Origin of the sequence: Paracoccus binzhouensis (assembly GCF_016446475.1) — a bacterium.
In the GTDB taxonomy this organism is placed as follows: Bacteria; Pseudomonadota; Alphaproteobacteria; order Rhodobacterales; family Rhodobacteraceae; genus Paracoccus; species Paracoccus binzhouensis.
Genome location: NZ_JAEHFP010000199.1, coordinates 1 through 3,714, shown reverse-complemented (window position 1 = coordinate 3,714; position 3,714 = coordinate 1). Strand labels below are relative to the sequence as shown.

The window sequence follows — 3,714 nt, the reverse complement described above, 5'->3', positions numbered from 1 at the left end:
TGCCGGGCTTCCACGCCTACCTGGCCCCCAGCCGGAGCGCGGCGCAAGAGCTGTTCCGCGCGGCGCAGGCCCGCCGCGACCCGGCCGCGCTGCGTGCCAAGCTGGGCGCGCTGGTCGGCCGCGACCTGGCCGACTGGCCCGAGGATCGCCCCCTGACCGCCGCCGACCTGCGGGCCGGAGACGGGGCACTGCGCAGCCGCACCCATTCGGCGCTGCTGGAACGGCTGATCCGCCGGGAAAGCCCGCCCCTGCGCGAGCTGCTGCTGCGCCCCGAGGTGGCCAATTCCGGGCACTGGACCTTCGTCGGCACCCCGGCCGAGGCCTTGGCCGAGATCGCCGCCTGGTCGGATGCTGGGGCCATGGACGGCTTCATCGCCCTGCCGGGCGGCAGCGAGGAATCGCTGGACCTGCTGCTGTCCGAGCTGATCCCGGCGCTGGCCGAGGCCGGCCGCTTCCGCAAGGCCTATGCCGGCGAGACGCTGGCCGCGCATCTGGGGCTTGCCCCGCGAGGATCGGGGCCGGCAGCAGGGCCGGCGGAATCAGGGCCGGCATCGAGCGGCTGATCGTCGCGCGGCTGCGCGAAGCGGGCCAGCATCGCCTCGACCGCTTCGGTGATCCGGCGGATCTCGGCCGGGCCGTAGCGGTCGGCGCGATGGCTCAGCATGATGCGCAGGCCGGCGGTCTCGGCCGTCACGTCCTCGACGATCTCGAATTGCAGGCCCAGCAGCGATTCCGCCTTGTCGGGGTCGATCTGCCGGTATTCCACCCGGCTGCCGTCCATCAGCTCGATGGCGCCGTTCATGCGGTTCTGGGCGTGGATCTGGATGAAGACCTCGAACATCTCATCCAGCCGGGTGACGGGATCGCCGGTCAGCGCCTCGCCCACCAGGTCCAGCGGGATTTCGGAATGCGGCAGCGAACGGGCGATGCGGTCGCGGACCTGCGCGATCAGCGCCGCGGGCGTGTCCTGCGGCCCCAGCGCCAGGCGATGCGCGGTCATGGTGGTGAAATAGCCCACCGTGTCGAACCAGGCCGGATCGTTGCGCCCCGAGGCCGAGGTGCCGATCACCAGGTCGTCGATGCCGCCCAGCCGCCCCAGCGCCGCGCCGATCGCCGCATAGGCCGTCGCGAAAAGCGAGGCCGCGTTGCGCCGCGCCGTGGCGTAAAGCCCGCGCGCCACCGCGGCCGGCAGGTCGATGCGGGTCCAGCCGCCCTGCGGATCCTGCCCGCCCGGCGCATCGCCCAGGATCGGGCGGGCACGCGGCGCGCCGCTCAGGTGATCCAGCCAGTAGTCCAGATGCGCGCGGCCCGTGCCCGCCGCCCTTTGCGCGGCGGCGAAGCGGTGGAAGCCCGGCGGCCGGTCGGGCCATTCCGGCGCCAGCCCCGCCGCCCGCTGGCGATAGGCATGGTCCAGCTGGTCCATCAGCAGGTTCAGCGACCATTCGTCCAGCACGATATGATGGAACAGCATGGACAGCACCTGCGCGTCCCCCTCGCGGAAGAAGCGCAGCCGCAGCGGCAATTCGCGGGCAAGGTCGAAGACATGGCCTGCCTCGGTCCGGCGGCTGGCCGCGCCGGCCTCGGCGCTGGTCCAGAACCAGCGGTAATCGCCCAGCCGCGCGACCGGGACGACCTCTTGCACCGGCGCGCCGTCTTCCTCGCGGAAATGGCTGCGCAGGACGGGATGGCGGCGAAGCAGGTCGCCGAAGGCCAGGCCGAAGACCGTCTCGTCCACCGGCGTCGGGAAACGCAGGGCGAAAGGCAGGTTGAAGATGCCGCCATGGCCGAAGGCGGCATAGGCCTTCCACAGCGATTGCTGGGCCAGCGATAGCGGCGCCACGGCGGGCTCGTCCGGCGTGTCGGGGGCTTCGGCCGGCGGCGCGGCCGGGGCGCCGCGGGTGGCGACACCGGCCAGCGCAAGGGCGGTCGGATGGCGGAAGATGTCGGTGAAGCGCAGGGCGATGCCATGCTCGGCCTGCAGCTTGCCGATGATGCGGGTCGCGACCAGCGAATGCCCGCCATGGTCGAAGAAATCGTCCTCCGGCCCCATCCCGGGCGCGCCGAGCGCCTCGCGGAAGGCGGCGAGGATCAGGCCTGTCAGCGCGTCTGCGGGCCCGGCATCCGGCGTCTCGGGCTGAGCGGCGGAGATGGGGGGAGGGGGCGCGTCGCCCGCGATCTGGCGCGCGCGGCGGCGGTCAGGCTTGCCATTGGCCGAAAGCGGCAGCGCCGGGACCGCAAGGATGCGGTCGGGCAGGTGCGATTGCGGCAGCCGCTTTCGCAGGAAGGCGCGCAGCGCGGCCGGCTCGGGCAGGGCGCGGCCGGCGACCAGCGCCGCCAGCACCGTTTCGCCCCGTGCGTCGGGCAGGTCCACGACCAGCGCCTGCGCGACGGTGGGATGGGCGGCCAGCTCGGCCTCGACATCGGCCAGCGAGATGCGCACGCCGCGCACCTTGACATAGCCGTTCACCCGGCTGTCGAACAGGATGGTGCCGTCGCCGCGCAGCCGCCCCAGGTCGCCGCTGCGAAAGGCGCGGATGCCCCCGACCTCGGTGAAGTCGGTCTGGTCCAGCGCGCCGTCGCGCAGATAGCCAAGCGCCAGGTTCACGCCGCTGGTGTGGATGCGGCCGGCCACGCCCTCGGGGCAGGGTTCGCCCTGCGGGTTCAGCAGCAGGTAGCGGTTGCCGGGCAGGGCGCGGCCATAGGGGATGACGCGGTCGTCCCCGGGGCCGATCCGGTGCCAGATGCTCCAGATCGTGGTCTCGGTCGGGCCGCCCAGCGACCACAGCGCCAGCCCGGGCCGCAGCCGGCGCAGCCGGTCGATCACCGCCGGCTTGATGTAGTCGCCGCCCTGTGCCACCAGCCGCAGCGAGGCCAGCCCGTCATCCGGCGCGCAGGCCAGCAGCATCTCGACGATGGCGGGGACCGAACACCAGACGGTGACGCCATGGTCGCGCACCAGCCGGTTCCAGGCGACGGCGTCCTTTTCCTCGGCCGGCGCGGGCATGACCAGCCGCGCGCCGGCGGCCAAGGTGCCGAACAGGTCGAAGACCGACATGTCGTGATGCAGCGGCGTGACCGAGATCACCGCGTCCTCGGCCCCGATCCCCCAGGCGTCCAGTGTATGGCCGATGACGTTCGCGGTGGCGCGGTTGTTCAGCACCACGCATTTCGGCCGCCCGGTGGTGCCCGAGGTGTAAAGGTAATAGGCCGCCGCCTCGCTGCGCGACAGCGCCGCCAGCCCCTGCGGGATCGGGGCCGGCTCATGCGCTTCGAGCGTCTGGGGCAAGGCCGTGGGCCAGCCGGGCAGGTCGGTTGCGGCCACGACCAGCCGCGGCGCGGAATTGCGCAGCAGGTAGTCGCGCCGCTCGGGCGGCGAGGCGGCGTCGACGGGCAGCCAGACCAGCCCCGAAAGCGCGCAGGCCAGGGTCAGCACCAGATGCTCGGGCCCGCGCGGCAGGCAGATCGCGACCACATTGCCCGGCGCGAGCCCGCGCGCGGCCAGCCCGGCCATGGCGCGCCGCACCCGCAGGGCAAGCGCGCCGTAGCTGGTGCTGCGGCCGTTGCAGATCAGGGCCGTGCGGTCGGGATCGCCGTCGAACAGCTGCGCCGCGATGCGTTCCAGATGGCCGGGGCCGGCATGTTCCGCCCCGGCCGGGGCCTCGGGCGGCGGCGGCAGGAAATCGGCGCCGGCCAGCGCCAGCGCGTCCCGCCCCG

Annotated in this window: 1 protein-coding gene and 1 pseudogene; one reads left to right on the top strand and one right to left on the bottom strand. The window is 73.5% G+C overall.

Annotated elements, in window-relative coordinates; all coding sequences use genetic code 11:
- Nucleotides 1-563: pseudogene (locus tag I9P22_RS23575) on the top strand (LLM class flavin-dependent oxidoreductase); the annotation flags it as partial.
- Here I9P22_RS23575 and I9P22_RS23570 read toward each other — a convergent pair.
- The coding region (locus tag I9P22_RS23570; protein ID WP_199262609.1) for a non-ribosomal peptide synthetase at nucleotides 464-3,714 on the bottom strand (3,251 nt) is incomplete at its 5' end. The pseudogene I9P22_RS23575 and the gene I9P22_RS23570 sit on opposite strands and share 100 nt — an antisense overlap.